17 protein-coding genes and 1 tRNA gene are annotated in these 16,763 nt (G+C 68.5%); 8 read left to right on the top strand and 10 right to left on the bottom strand.

Features of this window, described 5'->3' with window-relative positions; translation table 11 throughout:
* The first annotated feature begins 550 nt into the window (after window positions 1–550).
* Complete coding sequence (locus ON38_RS02505; protein WP_039822050.1) at window positions 551–1,528, top strand: M23 family metallopeptidase; 978 nt, start codon at window positions 551–553, stop codon at window positions 1,526–1,528.
* Between the two features lie 391 nt (window positions 1,529–1,919).
* Window positions 1,920–2,426, top strand: coding sequence for a transglycosylase SLT domain-containing protein (locus ON38_RS02500; protein WP_039821922.1), 507 nt, complete (start codon window positions 1,920–1,922; stop codon window positions 2,424–2,426).
* Between the two features lie 66 nt (window positions 2,427–2,492).
* Here the strand turns inward: ON38_RS02500 and purD are convergent, their stop codons facing one another.
* Window positions 2,493–3,764, bottom strand: a complete 1,272-nt coding sequence (purD, locus tag ON38_RS02495) for a phosphoribosylamine--glycine ligase (protein WP_039821921.1) — start codon at window positions 3,762–3,764, stop codon at window positions 2,493–2,495.
* Between the two features lie 188 nt (window positions 3,765–3,952).
* On the opposite strand from purD, the gene ON38_RS02490 reads away from it, so the two are divergent.
* Window positions 3,953–4,330 carry a PH domain-containing protein gene (locus ON38_RS02490; protein WP_051164278.1) on the top strand — a complete coding sequence of 126 codons (378 nt, stop codon included), beginning with the start codon at window positions 3,953–3,955 and terminating at the stop codon, window positions 4,328–4,330.
* Window positions 4,331–4,365: 35 nt separating this feature from the next.
* Entirely contained in the window at window positions 4,366–4,791 is a 426-nt protein-coding gene (locus ON38_RS02485) for an HIT family protein (protein ID WP_039821919.1), read from the top strand.
* 1 nt (window position 4,792) lies between these two features.
* On the opposite strand, the gene ON38_RS02480 is transcribed toward ON38_RS02485, so the two are convergent.
* The 4 genes from ON38_RS02480 to ON38_RS36590 form a co-directional block, all read right to left on the bottom strand.
* The gene (locus ON38_RS02480; protein WP_051164277.1) at window positions 4,793–6,262 is read right to left on the bottom strand and encodes a sensor histidine kinase; all 1,470 of its coding nucleotides are present in this window, start codon (window positions 6,260–6,262) and stop codon (window positions 4,793–4,795) included.
* A gap of 44 nt (window positions 6,263–6,306) precedes the next feature.
* Entirely contained in the window at window positions 6,307–7,038 is a 732-nt protein-coding gene (locus ON38_RS02475) for a response regulator transcription factor (RefSeq protein ID WP_085995329.1), read from the bottom strand.
* 96 nt (window positions 7,039–7,134) lie between these two features.
* Window positions 7,135–8,766, bottom strand: coding sequence for an alpha,alpha-trehalose-phosphate synthase (UDP-forming) (locus ON38_RS02470; RefSeq protein ID WP_245563872.1), 1,632 nt, complete (start codon window positions 8,764–8,766; stop codon window positions 7,135–7,137).
* A 91-nt stretch (window positions 8,767–8,857) separates the two neighbouring features.
* The gene (locus ON38_RS36590) at window positions 8,858–9,028 is read right to left on the bottom strand and encodes a hypothetical protein (RefSeq protein WP_169333239.1); all 171 of its coding nucleotides are present in this window, start codon (window positions 9,026–9,028) and stop codon (window positions 8,858–8,860) included.
* Between the two features lie 146 nt (window positions 9,029–9,174).
* Here ON38_RS36590 and ON38_RS02465 point away from each other — a divergent pair, with 146 nt between their 5' ends.
* From ON38_RS02465 to ON38_RS02450, 4 genes are all read left to right on the top strand, one after another.
* Window positions 9,175–10,008 carry an alpha/beta fold hydrolase gene (locus ON38_RS02465; RefSeq protein ID WP_039821916.1) on the top strand — a complete coding sequence of 278 codons (834 nt, stop codon included), beginning with the start codon at window positions 9,175–9,177 and terminating at the stop codon, window positions 10,006–10,008.
* A 147-nt stretch (window positions 10,009–10,155) separates the two neighbouring features.
* Window positions 10,156–10,386 carry an MbtH family protein gene (locus ON38_RS02460; RefSeq protein WP_030522889.1) on the top strand — a complete coding sequence of 77 codons (231 nt, stop codon included), beginning with the start codon at window positions 10,156–10,158 and terminating at the stop codon, window positions 10,384–10,386.
* Window positions 10,387–10,557: 171 nt separating this feature from the next.
* A tRNA-Thr gene (locus tag ON38_RS02455) sits at window positions 10,558–10,630 on the top strand.
* Window positions 10,631–10,681: 51 nt separating this feature from the next.
* On the top strand, window positions 10,682–11,086 hold the full coding sequence (locus ON38_RS02450; RefSeq protein WP_039821915.1) for an HNH endonuclease family protein: 405 nt from the start codon (window positions 10,682–10,684) through the stop codon (window positions 11,084–11,086).
* A 24-nt stretch (window positions 11,087–11,110) separates the two neighbouring features.
* On the opposite strand, the gene ON38_RS02445 is transcribed toward ON38_RS02450, so the two are convergent.
* Genes ON38_RS02445 through ON38_RS02425 form a run of 5 tightly spaced genes read right to left on the bottom strand, consistent with a single transcriptional unit; the run spans window position 11,111 to window position 16,667 of the window.
* Window positions 11,111–11,596, bottom strand: a complete 486-nt coding sequence (locus ON38_RS02445; protein ID WP_039821913.1) for an Rv1363c family protein — start codon at window positions 11,594–11,596, stop codon at window positions 11,111–11,113.
* 49 nt (window positions 11,597–11,645) lie between these two features.
* The gene (locus ON38_RS33885) at window positions 11,646–12,617 is read right to left on the bottom strand and encodes an Rv1363c family protein (protein WP_051164276.1); all 972 of its coding nucleotides are present in this window, start codon (window positions 12,615–12,617) and stop codon (window positions 11,646–11,648) included.
* Window positions 12,614–14,080, bottom strand: a complete 1,467-nt coding sequence (locus ON38_RS02435; RefSeq protein WP_039821911.1) for an MCE family protein — start codon at window positions 14,078–14,080, stop codon at window positions 12,614–12,616. Before ON38_RS02435 ends, ON38_RS33885 begins: the two co-directional genes overlap by 4 nt.
* Complete coding sequence (locus ON38_RS02430; RefSeq protein ID WP_373281185.1) at window positions 14,077–15,351, bottom strand: MCE family protein; 1,275 nt, start codon at window positions 15,349–15,351, stop codon at window positions 14,077–14,079. The genes ON38_RS02435 and ON38_RS02430 overlap by 4 nt, the downstream gene beginning before the upstream one ends.
* Complete coding sequence (locus ON38_RS02425; RefSeq protein WP_373281184.1) at window positions 15,348–16,667, bottom strand: MCE family protein; 1,320 nt, start codon at window positions 16,665–16,667, stop codon at window positions 15,348–15,350. Before ON38_RS02425 ends, ON38_RS02430 begins: the two co-directional genes overlap by 4 nt.
* Window positions 16,668–16,763: the final 96 nt, after the last annotated feature.

Below are 16,763 nucleotides of genomic sequence, written 5' to 3'. Positions count from 1 at the left end.
GGCGGTTCGACAGCTATGGTCTGCTCTGATGCTCGACAAGGCCAGCCGGCAGCCCGACGGCCCGCCGACCCAGGACCCCGGGAACACCGCGACGGGTCGCGGGACCGGGGCTCTGCGCCGACGCTGGAACCGGGCCGTGCACCCACTTTCCGCGGCGGTTCGCCGTGGCACGCGCCCGGGCGCGGCGGGCGCGACACCCGAGCCTGCCGGCCACGAACTCGCCACCCACTCCGGCCGGAGACCACAGGTCAGGCACGACTCGGAGCAGGACACCGCTGAGCACGACCCCGGAGCGGTCGGCACCGGATCGGAGCAGGACACCGCTGAGCACGACCCCGGAGCGGTCGGCACCGGATCGGAGCAGGACTCCACTGAGCACGACCCCGGCGCGGACGACACCGGATCGGCGGAAACGGGTCCGGGACGCGGCGACGCACCGGAAACCACGGACCCGGGCCGCGGCGGTGGCAGCCGGCCGGAAACCACAGGTCACGATCCCATCGCGGGTCCCGACGATCCAGAATCCGGCACCGGGAAGCAGTCCAGATCCCTGGACCGCGCGGCAGCGACCGGTGGTGGCCTGGTCATCGCCCCCGACTGGCGGGAGCGTGCCGCCGCGCAGGCCCGGACACCGGACCCTCGGGTGGTGGCCGCCCGACGGTGGCTGCGTCGATCCGCCGTGGATCTCTGGTCCCGCCGCCCTACCCGGGCCGGCCTCGCCGACCTCGTCTCGCGCCGGCCGACCGCCGAGGAGATCGCCGACGCGGCCCGCCGCCACCGCGTGCTCATCGGTGTATTGCTGCTCGCCCTGCTGCTGGCGGCGGGTGACGGATCCGCGGGTATCTCGGTCACCGATCGGAGTCCTGTTCCCGGGATCGCCTATCGCGTGGCCCTCGCCCACCCGTTGCAACTATCCGCACCGGTGCCGTCGGTGCGCCGCTATCTCGATGCCATCGACAACGGTGAACGCCTGCGCGAGCAGGCAGTGGTGGCCGCGGCCGCCCGGGCGACCCTGGAACGCGCCAAGGCCGAGGCCGCGGCCGCGGTCGCCGGCCAGGAGCAGCCATGGATCAATACCGCGCCCACACCCGGGGGGCTCGAGGGCGGAGTGATCCCGCCCGGCGCCGTACCTCCCGGAGCCGGCGGTTACGTCCTGCCCGCGCCGGGCACCTTCACCTCCGGTTTCGGCAGCCGGTGGGGCACCTTCCATCGCGGTATCGATATCGCCGGTCCGATCGGGACCCCGATCTACGCCGTCGCGAGCGGCACCGTGATCGATGCCGGTCCCGCGTCCGGTTTCGGCCTGTGGGTACGGATCCGGCACGACGACGGCGCGATCTCCGTCTACGGCCATATGTACGACTTCTTCGTCTCGGTCGGGGAACGTGTTCCCGCCGGAATGCAGATCGCGCGCATGGGAAATCGCGGTGATTCCACCGGACCGCATCTGCATTTCGAGATCATCTTGGACGGCCAGTACGTCGATCCGCAGCGCTGGCTCGCACTGCACGGGCTCTCGTACAACTGAATTCCTGGCCCCAGGGCAAATCATCAGAATCCGAAAAATTCGATCATCGGATAATGACTGCCCGGCTACTTACACGGATGTAAGTCCTGGTACATCGATTTCTCTCAGGAGAATAAAACCAATAGTTATGTTTGTATTCAACTTCCGTTAACCTACCGCAATCAATCTGTGATTTGCCAGATAACGAATCGCAAGTTCGTTTGTCGCACGGTTATCGAGTCGGATCCTGAACATTCCGAGCGACCGGTCGCCCCGGCGGGTGCAGTATGCCATCGGCGCGGACAACTGAATCTCGCATTTCCCACACAAGTAATCGAGAAGCAGCGCAACGACTGCGTCGACGGCCATGACACCCGGCGGCGGAGACCTGCGCTGTAGGAGAGCCGTTCCCATGCGTTTACGAAACCTGTTACCGCTCGTCGCCGTTGCCGCTGCCGTCGTGGTCCCCACCCAGGCCCACGCCGACGCACCCGTCACCGGTGTGCCGGCAGTCCTGCAGGCCCCCGCCCAGCAGGCGCAGCAGCAGATCCTTCAGTGGCAGCAGCAGCTGCCGCAAGCATTCGGCACCCCGGCCTACACCAACGACCTGGACGGCTGGATCCGCAACGCCCTGTCGGTCCTCGGCCGGCACGGGATCCCGGCCAGCTACGACGGCATCCACCGCAACGCGATGCGCGAGTCCGGCGGTGACCCCCAGGCGATCAACCTGTACGACTCCAATGCCGCGGCGGGCACCCCGTCGAAGGGGCTCATGCAGGTCATCGATCCCACCTTCGCCGCCTACCATGTGGACGGCACCGCGTGGGATATCTACGACCCGGTCGCCAATATCGCCGCGGCCTGCAACTACGCCGCCCACCGCTACGGCTCGATCGACAACGTCTTCGGGGCCTACTGATCCATCGGCCGGAAGACCGGCCCGCCGCGGGCGGCGCACGCCGAGGCACCCCCGCGGCGGTGGGCTTCAGAGACGGATACGGTCCTCGACAGCGGCCAGTCCGATATCGGAGCGATAGTGGCTCCCGGTCAGTTTGATACCGGCCAGACGGTCGTAGGCGGCCTCGCGCGCCGCCGCCAGATCGACTCCGGTGCCGACGATATTGAGCACCCGCCCACCCGCGGAGGTCAGCGCGCCGTCCGCACGCTGCGCGGTGCCGGCGTGCAATACCGTCGCCGCGTCGTCGGTCGCCGCGTCATTCGCGCCGGTGATCACATCACCGGACCGCGGCCGGGCCGGGTAGTTCTCCGCGGCGAGCACGACGGTGACGGCGGCGCCGGCGCGCCAGCGTGGCGCGGGCGTTTCCGCCAGGGTGCCGGTCGCGGTGGCGTACAGCAGCTCTCCGAGCGGACTGTCCAGCAGGGCGAGCACCGCCTGCGTCTCCGGGTCACCGAACCGGCAGTTGAACTCCACCACGGCGGGCCCGGCCGCACCCATTGCCAGCCCCGCGTACAGCAGCCCGCTGAAAGCGGCCCCGCGCCGGACCAATTCGGCGGCCACCGGCGCCACCACCTCGTCGACGATCTGCTCGACCGTACCGTCGGGCAGCCACGGCAGCGGGGTGTAGGCACCCATTCCGCCGGTATTGGGCCCGGTATCGCCGTCACCCACCCGCTTGTGGTCCTGCGCGGGCAGCAACGGCACCACCGTCTCCCCGTCGACCAGGCAGAACAGCGAAACCTCCGGGCCGTCCAGGAACGACTCCAGCAGTACCGGATGCCCCTGCTCGAGCAGTTCGGCGGCATGCCCGCGGGCCACCAGACGGTCGGGTGTGACCACCACACCCTTACCCGCGGCGAGCCCGTCGTCCTTGACCACCCAGGTCGGGCCGAAACGGTCCAGCGCCGCGTCCAATTCGGCGGGTGAGTCCACCACCTCGCTGTGCGCGGTACGCACCCCGGCCGCCGCCATCACATCCTTGGCGAACGCCTTCGAGCCCTCGATCCGGGCCGCCGCCGCGGACGGGCCGAAACAGGCGATCCCGGCCGCGCGCACCGCGTCGGCCACACCCAGGACCAGCGGCACCTCCGGACCGATCACCACCAGATCCGCGGCCACCTCCCGGGCCAGCGCGACCACCGACTCCGCGGAACTCGGGTCCACCGGCCGCACCTGCGCGTGCTGGGCGATCCCGGCGTTACCGGGCGCGGCGACGAGCGCACTCACCGCCGGGTCACGGCGCAGCGCAAGGACGAGGGCGTGTTCACGGGCTCCGGAACCGATGACGAGTACTCGCACCCGGACAGCTTATAGGTGCCGGATCGATCCTCCACGGGGCAGGTTCACCGCCGGTCCCGGCCCGGTACCAGCGACTTCACCCCGCAGCCGGCCGGCTGTGGATGATGGAGGAAACACCTTGAACGGGTGGACAACCCGCGTGCCGGGGCCCAGCGATCCCGGTGCGCGCATACGGGAGGACGTGCGCAATGGGTCTGATGGACGGAATCATGGGGAACGCCGGACAGGTGGAGCCGGCCCGGGCCCAGCAGGAATACCAGCGGCTACTCGGCAACGGCGAGCAGGTCTACTCCGCCTACATCCTGGTCCGCGACGCCATGCTGTTCACCAACCGGCGGCTCATCCTCATCGACAAACAGGGCCTGTCCGGCCGCAAGGTCAGCTACCACAGCATCCCCTACCGCTCGATCACCCATTTCGCGGTGGAGACAGCGGGCACCTTCGACCTCGACGCGGAGCTGGTGCTGTGGATCGCGGGCACCGACACGCCGCTGCAGAAGAAGTTCAACCGCCAGGTCGACATCTACGAGGTACAGGGAATTCTGTCCCACTTCGTCGGGGCATGAAGGGTTGTGCGGCCGGCCGACACTAGTCTCGGCCCATGGCTTCTGTTTTCAGTGCGATCATCGCCGGTGACCTGCCGGGCCGGTTCGTGTGGGAGGACGACGAATTCGTCGGGTTCCTCACCATCGCTCCGGTGACGCCGGGGCACACCCTCGTGGTGCCCCGCAAAGAGATCGATCAGTGGCAGGACATCGAGCCCGAGGTCTTCGCGCGGCTGAACGGGGTCGCGCAGAAGATCGGGCAGGCCGTGCGCGCGGCCTGGGACGCGCCGCGAGCGGGACTGCTGATCGCGGGGCTCGAGGTCCCGCATCTGCACGTGCACGTCTTCCCGGCGTTCACCATGGGGAACTTCGATATCTCCGGCGCCGATCCGAACCCCGAGCCGGAATCTCTCGACGACGCGCAGGCACGGATCAAGCAGGCGCTGCGCGACCTCGGCCACGGCGCCAACGTTCCCGCCTGAGTCAGGTCCGGTTCCCGCCGTCGTCCACGGCGGCGGGACCGGCCGGCTCCGGCCGGTTACGCGGTAGCCGGACCGTGAAGGTGGTGCCCACCCCGGCTTCGCTGCGCACCTCCACGGTGCCGCCGTGCGCGGCGACCAGTGCCTGCACAATCGACAGACCGAGCCCGGTACCACCGCTGCCCCGGCTGCGCGAATCGTCGGCCCGGTAGAACCGCTCGAAAACTCGCGCGGCCTGGTCCGGCGACATCCCCGGCCCGGTATCGGCCACCTCGAGCCGGACCTCGTCGCGGTCGGGCGTCAGCCGCACGGTCACCACGGTCTCGGGTGGCGTGTGCACGAGCGCGTTGTTCAGCAGATTGGCCAGCACCTGCCGCAGCCGGGCCGCGTCGCCCGGGACCTCCGCGGTACCGGAGCCGGGCCGCACCTCGAAACGGATCGTGCGCTCCGGATCCGGGCGGCCCTGCGCTGTCGCGACCGCGCGCGCACTGTGCACGGCGTCGCTGGTCAAGGCCAGTAGATCGACCGGGGCGTGTTCCACCGGACGCTCGGCATCGAGCCGGGCCAGCATCAGCAGGTCCTCGACCAGCAGGCCCATCCGTTTGGATTCGCGCTCGATCCGGTCGAGCAGCATATCGGTGTCCCCCGTGGCGCCCTGCCGGTACAACTCGGCGAAACCCTTGATCGTGGTCAGCGGCGTCCGCAACTCGTGGCTGGCGTCGGCGACGAAACGGCGCATCTTCTCCTCCGAGCGGCGCGCGGCCTCCTCCGAGGCCTCGGTCGCGGCGAACCCCCGCTGAATCTGGGCCAGCATCGAGTTCAACGATTGTGCCAGCCGGTCGACCTCGGTGTTCGTTCCACGCATCGGCACCCGTCGATGCAGATCCCCCGCCGCGATATCGGCGGCGGTCTCCTCCACCTGCACCAGCCGCCGCAGACTGCGCCTGATGACGAAGTACGCGGCCACCGCCAGCACCGCGAGCACCAGTGCCCCGATCACCAGCTGCAGAACCACCAGCCGTTCGACGATCTCCTCGGTCTCGTCCAGCCGTTGCGCCACCACACTGGTGCCCCGGGAATTCACCGTGTACCGGACCCGCCACTGCCCGGAGTCACCGTCGGCCGATCCGGTGGTGAAGAACCCCGGCTGCATATCCTGTGGCAACTCCGGCCCACCATTACCCACATCGGACTGCAGGTACAACTTGCCCGAGTCGTCCTCGACCCGCGCGTAGTACGGCACAGACGGCCGCTCCCGCCCCGGCTCTCCCGGCAGCGGTAACGGTGGCCGGCTACCGGGCCGCGCCCACGTCTGCGCCTGCTCCTGTAACTGCTGATCCACCCGATCGATCAACGCGGCACGCAGCGCCGAGGTCACCGCCACCCCCGAAGCCAGCAGGCCCGCGGCGGCCAGCGCGACCAGCGCCAGGACCAACGTCACCCGCAACGGGACGGCCGCGAGGCGACCGGTCATCCCCCGCCCCCGGGCCGGAACGGGCGCCGGCGCGGTCCCGGCGGTCACGACCGGCCGGCGGATTCGCGCATCACGTACCCGACACCGCGCAATGTGTGGATCAGCCGCTGCGGACCGGTATCGACCTTCTTGCGCAGATACGACACATAGGTCTCCACCACCCCGACCTCCCCGCCGAAGTCGTAACGCCACACATGATCCAGAATCCGCGGCTTGCTCAGCACCGTCCCCGCGTTCACCATGAAATACCGCAGCAGCGTGAACTCGGTCGGCGACAACGCCACCGGCTCCCCGGCCTTGAAAACCTCGTGCGTATCGTCGTCCAGCTCGATATCGGCGAACCGGATACGCGACTGCTCCCGCGCCGGCGCGGTGGCCCCGGCCCGGCGCAGGATCACCCGCAACCGCGCGACGACCTCCTCCAGACTGAACGGCTTGGTGACATAGTCGTCGGCGCCCAGCGTCAGCCCGGTCACCTTGTCCTGGATATCGTCGCGGGCGGTCAGGAACAGCACCGGCGCATCGATACCGTCGGCCCGCAACCGCCGCAGCAGCCCGAACCCGTCCATCCCCGGCATCATCACATCGACGATCAACGCATCGGGCCGGAACCCGCGCGCCACATCCAGCGCCTGCGCCCCATCGGCGGCGGACGCCACCTCGAACCCCTGGAACCGCAAACTGACGGTCAGCAGTTCCACGATCATCGCCTCGTCGTCGACGACCAGCACCCGCGCCTCAGGTGCTCCGCCCTGCGCCCCACTCATGCCACCCATACTGACCCACCCCACTGGCATCTCCCTGCGCACTCGCTGTGAACAAGCTGTGTTGAACACAGCTTGTTCGAGTACACGAGCCTCCCCAGAAAGAACCTAGTCCCGGTAGTCCTCGTCATCATGGTTCCCGTCGGCCATCAGGGCCTTCCCCGCGACCTGCCCCTGGGCCAGCGCGTCCAGGAACGCCCGGGCCCACCGGTCCACGTCGTGGGCCAGGACCTGGCGGCGCAGCGAGCGCATCCGGCGGCGGCGGGTTTCGCGGTCGTCGGTGAGGGCGGCGACGATGGCGTCCTTGACGCTGTCCAGATCGTGCGGGTTGCACAGATAGGACTGACGGAGCTCGGCCGCGGCCCCGGTGAATTCGCTGAGCACCAGGGTTCCGTTGAGGCCGGAGTGGCAGGCGACGTACTCCTTGGCGACCAGGTTCATACCGTCGCGCAGGGGTGTCACCAGCATGACGTCGGCGGCCACGAAGAAGGAGATGAGTTCCTCGCGGGCGATCGGACGGTGCAGGTAGTGCACGACGGGGTAGCCCACCCGGGCGAACTCGCCGTTGATACGTCCGACCTGCCGTTCGATATCGCCGCGCATCTGGATATAGCTCTCGACCCGTTCCCGGCTGGGTGTGGCCAGCTGCACCATCACGGTTTCCGACGGGTCGACCCGGCCTTCGGCCAGCAGTTCCTCGAGGGCGTTGAGCCTGATGTCGATGCCTTTGGTGTAGTCGAGGCGGTCGACACCGAGCAGGATGTTCTTGGGACTGCCGAGTTCGGCGCGGATGCGCGCGGCACGTTCGCGCACCGAGCGCCGGCGCGAATGTTCGTCGAGGCCGGCGGAGTCGATGGAAATGGGGAAGGCCCCGACCCGTACCGTCCGGAATCCGACCTGGACCACGCCCATCTTCGACCGCACCCCGACGGTGCCGCGCGAAGTGGGCTGACCGGCCAGGCGCCGGGCCAGGTAGAGGAAGTTCTGGGCGCCGCCGGGGAGGTGGAAGCCGATCAGGTCGGCGCCGAGCAGTCCCTCCACGATCTCGGTGCGCCACGGCATCTGCATGAACAGTTCCACCGGCGGGAACGGAATGTGCAGGAAGAAGCCGATGGTGAGGTCCGGCCGCAGCATCCGCAGCATCTTGGGCACCAGTTGCAGCTGGTAGTCCTGCACCCACACCGTGGCGCCCTCGGCGGCGACCTTCGCGGTCTCCTCGGCGAAACGCCGGTTCACCTGCACATAGGCCGACCACCAGGCGCGGTTGTAGACGGGGCGGACGATGACGTCGTGGTACAGCGGCCACAGGGTGGCATTGGAGAAACCCTCGTAATAGTCGGCGACCTCCTGCGCGGACAGCGGTACCGGATGCAGTTCCAGCCCGTCCTCGACAATGGGGTCCACGTCCACATCGGGGACCCCGGCCCACCCGACCCAGGCGCCCCGGTTGCTGCGCAGCACCGGCTCCAGCGCGGTCACCAGACCACCCGGGCTGCGTTTCCAGCGGCTGCTGCCGTCGGGCAACTTCTCCAAGTCGACCGGTAGCCGGTTGGCCACCACCACGAAGCCGGAACCGGCCCCGCGTTCGCGCAGGGGTTCGGCATCCACCGCCTCGGGGAGAGCCTCCGCCGGGTCGATCGGGCTGCCTACCGGCCCGGAACCGTTACGGTCTCCGGGCTGGTCCGTGGACACGGCGGTTTCATCCTCGGGGGTGGAATCGCTGGACGGCTGATCGGTCATCTGGTCCACTCACGCATCCTTTGCGCGGCGCTGAACGCCATGTAGTTGTGTGGGGGGATCCGCCGACGTCGCCGTTGGCGCCGGCGGCTGGTTACTCGGTGCGGGCTCCGGGGCCGATACCGAGCATCGACAGGAGCATCCGGCATTCGTCGGCATCGGCGGCGTAGGCGGCCACGACCCGCTGCGCCTGACGAGCGGTCTCGTCGGCGAGGGGTTCCAGATCTTCGTCGGCGATACCGTTGGCGCTGCTCTTCGCGGCCATCTCAGTCCTCCCGGCTGGTGCGCTTGTATGTGAAATGTCAATGGTATCTGTCGGGGGAAGTGCCCGCTCTCGCCGCGGGGTAACACGGCGCGGGCGATCGGGGCTATACGGTTGGCAGCAGAAACGATGAGGAAGGGGCCCGCAGCATGCCGTTGGCCACGGTGAACGGAATATCGCTCAACTATCAGGTCAAGGGAGACCGCGCCAAGGGCACCGACGTCAAAGGCGGCGGCCCGCTGGTAGTGCTCGTCATGGGCACCGGGAGCCCCGGCCGGGTGTGGGAGCTGCATCAGGTGCCGGCGCTGCTCGCTGCCGGGTACCGGGTGTGCACCTTCGACAACCGGGGGATCGCTCCCAGCTACGAAGCCGCCGATGGGATGACCATCCACGAGATGGTGGCCGATACGGCGGCCCTGATCGAATTCCTCGACGAGGGTCCCGCGCTGGTGGCCGGTACGTCGATGGGTGCCCGGGTGGCGCAGGAACTGGCGCTCGCCCGGCCCGAGCTGGTGCGCAAGGCGGTGTTCCTCGCGGGACACGGCCGGCTGGACCAGTTCCAGAAGACGCTGTCGCTGGGCGAGCACGAGATGGACGAGAAGGAGGTGCGGTTGCCGGCCAAGTACGAGGCCGCGCTGACCGCGGTGATGAATCTCTCGCCGGCCACCATGGCCGATACGAACAAGGCCCGCGACTGGCTGGATCTGTTCGAGTTCACCGGCGGCCCGGTGTCGCCCGGGATCCGGGCGCAGCGCCGGATGGACCACGAGTTCGACCGCCTGCACGCCTACCGCGATATCCGGGTACCGTGCCTGGCCGTCGGTTTCGCGGACGACCGGATGATCCCGCCGTACCTGGCCAGAGAGGTCGCCGATGCTATCCCGGGCGCCCGCTACCAGGAGGTTCCCGATGCCGGTCACTACGGCTATCTGGAGCGCCCGGACGCGGTGAACAAGATCTTGCTGGAATTCTTCGCGGCGTGAGGGGAGGGCCCACGGTTAACGCCGAGCTTGCTAGTGTCGACACATCGTTTGGGTTCGCGACACGGCAGCCGGATATCAGACCCGAGCCGCCGGGGCGGGCCCACACAGATCCGAATCCACAACCCACGAGCACCCCAGTGAGGTGAAATGAGCACCAACCCGTTCGACGACGAGGACGGCCGCTTCTTCGTACTGGTCAACGACGAAGAACAGCACTCCCTGTGGCCCGCCTTCGCCGAAGTCCCGGCCGGCTGGCGGGTGGTATTCGGTGAGGACAGCCGCGCCGCCTGCGTGGAGTACGTGGAGCAGAACTGGACCGATATGCGGCCCAAGAGCCTGCGTGACGCCATGGCGGCCGACGAGGCGGCCCGCAAGTAGGCCGAATCTCCACGGGCCCGGCCGACGCGGGCTCCGCCTCCCCGTGCGACGCCCTTCTCGGGGTGCGTGTCGTTGGTGGCGCGAGCCCGGTGGCCGGGCTTTTACATTTCGCGAACTCCCGGACCGCACCGTATGATCGGCTGCCGAGCGACCGTATCCGCGGGCTGCTCCGCCGCCTTGGCGCAACTGGCAGCGCAACGTACTTGTAATGCGTAGGTTGTGGGTTCGAGTCCCACAGGCGGCTCCGCTCACTTCGGCCCACCGACATGTCGGTGGGCCGAATTATTTTCGCGCCATGAGGTACTGCCGGGGGTGTTCCGCGCTGCTGACCAGGCGCAGCCAGAAGCTCTATTGCACAACAAGATGCCAGCAGGCCGCGCAACGCGCGGACAAGATCCGCCTCTGGCTCGCGACCGGCGAGGCCGAGGTGGGCAGCTATCAGGGGCATTACATCCGCGACTATCTCGCACAGGCACAGGAGGGTCGCTGCGCCATCTGCGGGATCGGTGTCGTGTGGCAGGGGAAGCCGCTCGTATTCGTCCTCGACCACATCGATGGCGATCCCACCACCAACCGGCGAGAGAACCTACGCCTGATCTGCCCGAACTGCGATTCGCAGCTGCCGACCTTCAAGAGCCGTAATCGCGGGCGGGGTCGGCATCTGAGGCGCATTCGTTACGCGCGCGGCCAGTCGTACTGATCGGGCCTGAGGTTCGGATGCCGGTCAGATCGGGGTGACCGAGGCGACCAGCCAGCGATCGTCGGATTTGTCGAGCGCGACCCGCACCCGGCTACCGGTGGTGGTGCCCTGCGGGCTGTCCTTGCTGGTGGTGACCTGGTTGAGGAACAGCAGGACCACGGCGTGCGCACGGTCGGCGGAGACCACTCCCCCGGCCTGTGTGGTGGCCTTGACGGTCAGTTCCTTCTCCTTGGCCCCCGGCACGATCGCCTTGTCGATCAGCTCGAGATAGTCGGCCTTGAAGTCGGGTGCCAGATCCTCGGCGGTTTTCGGGAGTTCCTGGTCCACCGTCTGGAATTCGTAGCTGAACATGGCCGATACCGTTCGGGTCGCCGCGGCTACGGCATCGGTGCGGGACTGCTCCGACTGCCGGTAGTCCCAGTACCGGTAGCCGCCGATACCGGCGACCACCGCCGCCGCGACCACCACCACCGCGGTCACGCCGACCAGGATCTTGTTACGCACGCTCATTCTCGGTTCCTCTCGGCATGCGGGTTCGGCCCGGTCATGCTGGCCGGTCTCATGCCACGAACTTGACGTCCGAGGCGGTCAGCGTGCCGTCGTCGGCCCGCTGCACGGTCACCCGGAATCGATAGAACCGCTGCTGCTGTTCCTCCGACCCCGCATTGGTGAGCGTCTGCTTCGCCGCCACCAGGATCACCGCCGAGTTCTCGTCGTCGCGTTCGACCGCGGCCTCCACCACCTCGCCGGTGGAGACGACCTTGGCCTGTTTCACGATCTCGGTGAACGGGTCCACCCGGCCGTCGAATTCGGTTTTGAATTCTCCGGAGGCCATGGTGAGGATGCGGTCGATATCCTCCTTGGCGGTATCGGCGCGAATGGTGGTCAGGTTGAGAACCGTCTGCCGCGCGGTGGCCACGTATTCCGAACGGCGTTCGTCGCGCTGCTGGGTGGACTGCACGGCGAATACCGAGACCACGGCGGCGCCGACCAGCCCGATCACCAGTACGGCCGCCGCGGCGAGGGCCACGACCCGCTTCCACGACCGGCCGGACGCCGGAGTCTCCGTGGTTCCGGACTCGTCGGACGCGGAGTCGTCGCCGACATGCTCGGTGGAATCGGCGGCCGCACCGGCCTTCGTCAACCGCACGGTTTCCGCCGGGCTCTCCGCTGCCCCGGCGAACCCCGGCGCCCCTTCGGCGGCTTCACCCAGGGTGACCTTTTCGGTGGCGGGCTCGGCAGCGGATTTCTCGCCGACCCCGACCGTCCCCTTCGCGGTCGCCGCGGTGGCCGGCTCGGCTTTTGCGGTCTTCGCGGAATCTGCTCCGGCCTTCGGGGTGACCGTTGCGGTCTGCTCGGCGGAACTCGCTGCTTTCCCGGTGGCTACCGTCTCCGCGGCCGCTTCCTCCGCCGCTGCGGGATCGGCGGCTCCGGTTGTGAGCTTCTCGGTCGCCGCGGCCTCGGCCGGGGGCGGGCCCGCCGTGCGGCTGGCCCGGCGGCGGGGGCGGCGGGGGTCCTTGGTTTCGCTCATCGTTGCTGCTCCTCGAACATTGCCTGCCAATCCGCGGGTACGGTGCCCGAACCGCCGGGGGCGATATCGCCCTGACGGTAGCTGCGTCCGTCGCTGCTGGTGTAGACCCCGGTGGCCGGATCGTAGGAGAGCGCGGCGGCGGGGGTGCTTGCGCCCGAGAAACTAGCAGGTGCCGGGGGTACTCCCGCAACCCCCGGCGCCGTGTCGGGAGCGGCCGCGGGCGCCACCGGCGCCGGCGGTTCGGTCGGAGCGACCGGCTGGGGCGGCCCGAAGGGCGGATTGGTACCGAGCGGAACATAGCCGGTCCGGCACAGTTCGGGGCTCGGCGCCCGGCGGCCGGGATATTCCATGCACGGCGTATTGCGGATCCCGCGCACCGCGGTCTTGTCGTCCTGCGGCACCTTGCAGTAAAGACCCTCGGGCGTGTCGATGGTGTCGAGCTCGCTCGGATCGCGACGCTGATCGGGCGGCAGGAAGCCGGTGGTGCACGGCGGTGGGTCGTTGAGCACGGTCATGAAGTCGACCAGCGCGCCGTATTCCATCGGGCCGCGGACCGCGGTGAGCAGGGCGGCGATCAGCGGCGGATACACCACCAGGATCTGTTCCAGACCGGAGTGGTAGGTGACGCCCACCTGGCCCAGGCTCACCAGGTTGTTCAGCAGCAGTGGCAGGGTGGGCCGCAGATCGTCGAACTGCCGGGTCACCCGCTGGAGCGCGGCCGGGCCGGTGGCGAGGATGTTACGCAAGGCCGGATCGTGGGCGCGCAGCGTATCGGTGACAGTCGCCAGATCCCGGGTCCAGGAGCGGATCGCGGCATCGGAGTTCACCTGGGTGTCCAGCAGCGGCCCGATCTGCTCGATCAGCTGTTTGGTCGGGCCCACATTGTCGTTGGCCTCCTGGACCAGCAATGACGCGGAGTCGATGAAACGCTGCAGATCCGGACCGGCGCCGTTGAACGACCGGAACGCCTCATCGATGACCTGCCGCAGCCGGGTGTCGGCGACGCTGGCCAGCAGACGGTCGGCCTGGTCCAGCAGCGCTCCCACATCCTGGGGGAGTTCGGTGCGGTCCACCGGGATCACGCTGCCGTCGTAGAGGTTGGCGTCCCCCGGATCGGGGGGCGGCACCAGGTCGACGTACTGTTCGCCGATCGCCGAGACGCTACGGATCAGCGCCGAGGAGTCGGCGGGGATCTTGTAGTCGCTGTCGACCGACAGCTTCGCCTCGACGCCCTCGGTGGTGAGCCGGACCTCCCGGACCACCCCGACATTCGTGCCGCGGTAGGCGACATTGGCGTTCTGGTAGAGCCCGCCGGTGGCCGCCAGCTCCAGCGTGACCTCGTAGCGGCCGATACCGAGCAGCGCGGGCACGCCCACATAGGTGCCGCCCATGACGGCCAGCCCGACCACGGTGAGGATCGCGAATATCGTCAGCTGGATCCGGACGAAACGGGTGAGTGTCACGGGCCCTCGCCCCCTTGCGGCTGCGGCCCGGGCACCGGCACCGTGAGCCCGGGAATGGCGGGCAGGCCGGGAATCGGCGGCAGCCCTGGAATTGTCGGTTGCGGCTGTTCTCCCCCGGCCGGCGCGGGTGGCGGCGGGGCCAGCGGGGTGGTGAGCGGATTGCCCTGCTGTCCGGCGGGTCCGGCGACCTGACCGAGCGCGACCTCGACCCCGCCGAACATTCCGCCGAGCCCGGTGCCGGTGAGGAAGTTGGAATCCAGTCGCGCGCCGGTGAGGTCGACGGTCATGAACAGGTTCAGATAGTCGCCCTTGATCGCCTTGTCCAGGTTCTTCAGCGGGAACGGGAAGGAGGCGATGATCTTCAGCGATTCGGTGAGATCGGCGCCGGTGTCGGCGAGGGTCTGCAGGACCGGGGCCAGATTGGCCAGGTTGGCTTTCAGGTTGTCGCCGCTCGCGGCGATCAGGCGGTTCACCACATCACTGAGCTCACCGAGTTTGGTGATGGTGGTGGTGATGTTCTGCCGCCGGTCGGCGAGCACGGTGAGCGCCGGATGGATCTCCTCGATGGCCGCGGCCACCACATCGGTCTGCTGGACGAACTGCCCGCTGACCCGGTCCAGGCCCTCCATCGCGGCGATGATGTCGCCCCGCTGCGCATCGAGATTGCGGATCAGGTCGTTCATCTGCGGGATCAGGTCGCGTACCTCGTCCTCGTTGCCGACGAGCGCCTTGTTGAGTTCGGTGGTGATGTTCTCCAACTGGGAGATGCCGCCGCCGTTGAGCACCACCGACAGCGAGGACAGCACCTGTTCGGTGGTCGGATAGACCCCGGCCCGGTCCAGCGGGATCACGTCGCCGTCGGCCAGCCGCCCCTCCGGCGGCACGCCGTTCGGCGGCGCCAGTTCGACGTGGTTGCTGCCGAGGAGACTGGTCTGACCGATCTTGGCGGTGGCATTGGCCGGCAGTACCACGCCGGGGTTCAGCGATACCGTGACCAGGGCGTGCCAGTCCTCGACCTCGATATCGGTCACCGTGCCGACCGCGACGTCGTCGACGCGCACCGGTGAGTTCCGGGTCAGCGTGGTCACGTTCGGCATCTGGATCCGGACCTTGTAGGACCCTTCGCCGGTGCCCTCGGTGCCGGGCATCGGCAACGAGTTGAGTCCGTCGTACTGGCAGCCCGTGGCCGACAGCGCCAGCGTCAGCCCCGCGGCCACCGCGGCGATCCGGCGCCGGACGCCCGGCGCCCTCGAGTCGAGCCGGCGCATCATCGTCCTCCTCCGGGCAGACCGGGTATCCCGGGCAGTTGCACACCGGGGATGGCCAGTCCCGCGACCCCGGCCGGCACGGTGATCGGCGCCGGTTCGGGTGCGGCCGGCGGGCCCACCTTCTGCGGGTCCACCTTCCCGGCCAGATCCGGCGTCGTGTACTGCAACTGGTTCGGGAACGCCGTGACGCCGGTGGCGGGGTTGGTCATGATGGGCAGGTAGTTCATGGCCAGCGAACTGAGCACGGGGGCGAGGTACTGGGCGCACAGGTCGGCGCTGGTCTCGGATTCGTTCTGTTCGAGCGCGCGTACCGAACCGCACAGGAAGCTCAGCGGATCGGCGAAGTTGTTCAGCGAGATGGCGCCGGTCAGCGTGCCCTGGGCGGGTTTGTAGATCTGGTAGAAGTTCACCAGCGCGGTCGGGCCCGAATGCAGTGCCTGTTCGAGTTGTGGTCGTTTGTCGACCAGTATCTGGGTCACATCGGCCAGTCGCTGCACCCCCTCGGTGAGTTCGGTGCCGCTGCTGTCCAGGAACCGGTGCACATCGCCGAGCGCCAGATCCAGGTTGTCCAGGCCGGCGCCCAGGTCCTGCGAGACCCCGGCCAGCACCGACGACACCGAGGCGAGCCGGCCACCGAATTCCACGATCTGATCGTTGCTCTTGGACAGCACATCCACGAATTTCTGCAGGTTGCGAATGGTGCCGAAGAGGTCGGTGCGGCCGTCGGACAGTGTCGTCAGGGTGGCGGAGAGTTCGTGCAGGGTGGCCCGGAAGCGGTCGCCGTTGCCGTCCAGGTTGTTCGCGGCGGTGTCGACGAACCGGCCGAAGGAACCCTGCGGGTCGTCCCCGACGGGACCGAGCGCGGTGGAGAGTTTGTTCAGCTCGGTTTTGATGTCGTCCCATTCGACCGGGACCGCGGTGCGGTCGATCGGGATCACCGCGTCGTCACCGAGTTTCTCCCCGCCGGTGTAGGCGGGTGCGATCTGGATGAACCGGGCCGAGACGAGCGACGGGGCGATGATCACCGCGCGCGCGTCGGCGGGCAGGTCCACGCTGCCGTCCACCGACATGGTGACCTTCACCTGGTCCTTGCCCGGTTCGATGCCGTCGATCCGGCCGATCGGCACGCCGAGTACCCGCACCTCGTCGCCCGCGTAGAGGCCGCTGGTGGAGGTGAAGTAGGCGGTGATCTCGTTCTTGGTGATCTGCTGGTAGGCCGTGTATCCGCCGAAGGCAACCAGCGCCACCACCACGACACCGGCGACGATCGCCACCCACTTACGCGGAATGGCCCGAACCTTGTCCGTCAGAGTGGTCACGGGTTCCTCCTCGGAGCAGGTTCACGCAGTCCGTCGAGGCCCGGGCGGCGGCGGAATCGCCGCATCGCGCCTCCGCCAAGCGGAGGCATACGGTCC

This window comes from Nocardia testacea NBRC 100365 (assembly GCF_000308775.1).
Lineage (GTDB): Bacteria > Actinomycetota > Actinomycetes > Mycobacteriales > Mycobacteriaceae > Nocardia > Nocardia testacea.
Note: the sequence above shows the minus strand (reverse complement) of the source record. Positions and strands in the feature narration are given on the sequence as shown.

Excerpts from the sequence above, each read along its gene's own strand:
- ON38_RS02480 (WP_051164277.1), bottom strand. The coding sequence starts at position 6,262 with ATGACCGGTCGCCTCGCGGCCGTCCCGTTGCGGGTGACGTTGGTCCTG.
- ON38_RS02475 (WP_085995329.1), bottom strand. The coding sequence starts at position 7,038 with ATGGGTGGCATGAGTGGGGCGCAGGGCGGAGCACCTGAGGCGCGGGTG.
- ON38_RS02445 (WP_039821913.1), bottom strand. The coding sequence starts at position 11,596 with ATGAGCGTGCGTAACAAGATCCTGGTCGGCGTGACCGCGGTGGTGGTG.
- ON38_RS02470 (WP_245563872.1), bottom strand. The coding sequence starts at position 8,766 with ATGACCGATCAGCCGTCCAGCGATTCCACCCCCGAGGATGAAACCGCC.
- ON38_RS36590 (WP_169333239.1), bottom strand. The coding sequence starts at position 9,028 with ATGGCCGCGAAGAGCAGCGCCAACGGTATCGCCGACGAAGATCTGGAA.
- ON38_RS02465 (WP_039821916.1), top strand. The coding sequence starts at position 9,175 with ATGCCGTTGGCCACGGTGAACGGAATATCGCTCAACTATCAGGTCAAG.
- ON38_RS02460 (WP_030522889.1), top strand. The coding sequence starts at position 10,156 with ATGAGCACCAACCCGTTCGACGACGAGGACGGCCGCTTCTTCGTACTG.
- ON38_RS02485 (WP_039821919.1), top strand. The coding sequence starts at position 4,366 with ATGGCTTCTGTTTTCAGTGCGATCATCGCCGGTGACCTGCCGGGCCGG.
- ON38_RS02450 (WP_039821915.1), top strand. The coding sequence starts at position 10,682 with ATGAGGTACTGCCGGGGGTGTTCCGCGCTGCTGACCAGGCGCAGCCAG.
- ON38_RS02490 (WP_051164278.1), top strand. The coding sequence starts at position 3,953 with ATGGGTCTGATGGACGGAATCATGGGGAACGCCGGACAGGTGGAGCCG.
- ON38_RS02500 (WP_039821922.1), top strand. The coding sequence starts at position 1,920 with ATGCGTTTACGAAACCTGTTACCGCTCGTCGCCGTTGCCGCTGCCGTC.
- ON38_RS33885 (WP_051164276.1), bottom strand. The coding sequence starts at position 12,617 with ATGAGCGAAACCAAGGACCCCCGCCGCCCCCGCCGCCGGGCCAGCCGC.
- ON38_RS02430 (WP_373281185.1), bottom strand. The coding sequence starts at position 15,351 with ATGATGCGCCGGCTCGACTCGAGGGCGCCGGGCGTCCGGCGCCGGATC.